This window comes from Streptomyces incanus, assembly GCF_042656345.1.
Taxonomy (GTDB): Bacteria; Actinomycetota; Actinomycetes; order Streptomycetales; family Streptomycetaceae; genus Streptomyces; species Streptomyces incanus.
The window spans coordinates 1-1,025 of record NZ_JBHSPC010000192.1 but is presented as its reverse complement, the minus strand read 5'-3'; the positions used below and the strand labels follow the sequence as shown (position 1 = coordinate 1,025).

Here is a 1,025-nt window from a genome sequence, read left to right as displayed (position 1 = left end):
ACGCGGCTCGTTCACCGAGGCGATCCGCGCGGTGCCCGCCGGGATGCGCACCACCCTCACTCTGCGCCGGGCGGCGGGGGCCGCGGTCTGCGACGGCTCTCGCACCGTCGTGCAGGCCGGCCGCGACCTGCACCTGAGCTGGCCGACCGTGCAGCACTGCTTCGAGGACTACGCCGCCAAGGTCCTGCCCGAGGACCCGCCGACCACCTCGGCGATCGGGATCGACGAGACCCGACGCGGCAAGCCGGTATGGAAGCAGAACCCGGCAACGCAGAAGTGGGAACTCGTCGCGGACGCCTGGCACATCGGCTTCGTCGACGCGATGGGCGGACGTGGCCTGTTCGGCCAGGTCGAGGGCCGCAACGCGGCATCGGTCGCCGACTGGCTCACTTCCCAGCCCGCCGCCTGGCGCGAGCAGGTCCGCCACGTCGCCATCGACCTGTGCTCCACCTTCCGCGCCGCCGTTCACCGGGCCCTGCCGCACGCGGCCGTGGTCGTCGACTGCTTCCACATCGTCCAGCTCGCCCAGCGCCACCTCGCCGACCTGCGCCGACGCCTCACCTGGAAACAGCACGGCCGCCGAGCCCGCAAGGGCGACAGCGTCTACACCGTCCGCAAACTCCTGCGCCGCAACAAGGAGGACCTCACCGAGGACCAACGCACCCTTCTGCGGTCCGAGTTGGACTACATGGGCACCTATGGCCGACAGATCTACGCGGCCTGGCAGGCCAAGGAACTCCTGCGTGACCTCCTCGGTCTGGCCGTCAGCCGCACGCACGTCACTCCGGACCACTCCGCGATCTCCGCCGCCCGCCACCGCTTCTTCGTCCACGTCGCCGACCACGCCCACCTGCCCGAACTCGTCACCCTCGCCGAAACTGTCGAGCAGTGGTGGGACGGCATCGAGACTTACCTGGTCACCGGGATCACCAACGCCGCCTCCGAAGGCAACAACCGCCTCATCAAGCTCGAAGCACGCAACGCCTTCGGCTTCCGCAACCGCGAGAACCAGCGGCTCCGGTCAC

General features: G+C 69.9%; 1 protein-coding gene. It reads left to right on the top strand.

What is annotated here, in order from left to right:
• Positions 1 to 1,025: ISL3 family transposase (locus tag ACFP2V_RS38620; protein ID WP_381221451.1), on the top strand; the 1,025-nt coding region annotated here is incomplete at both ends.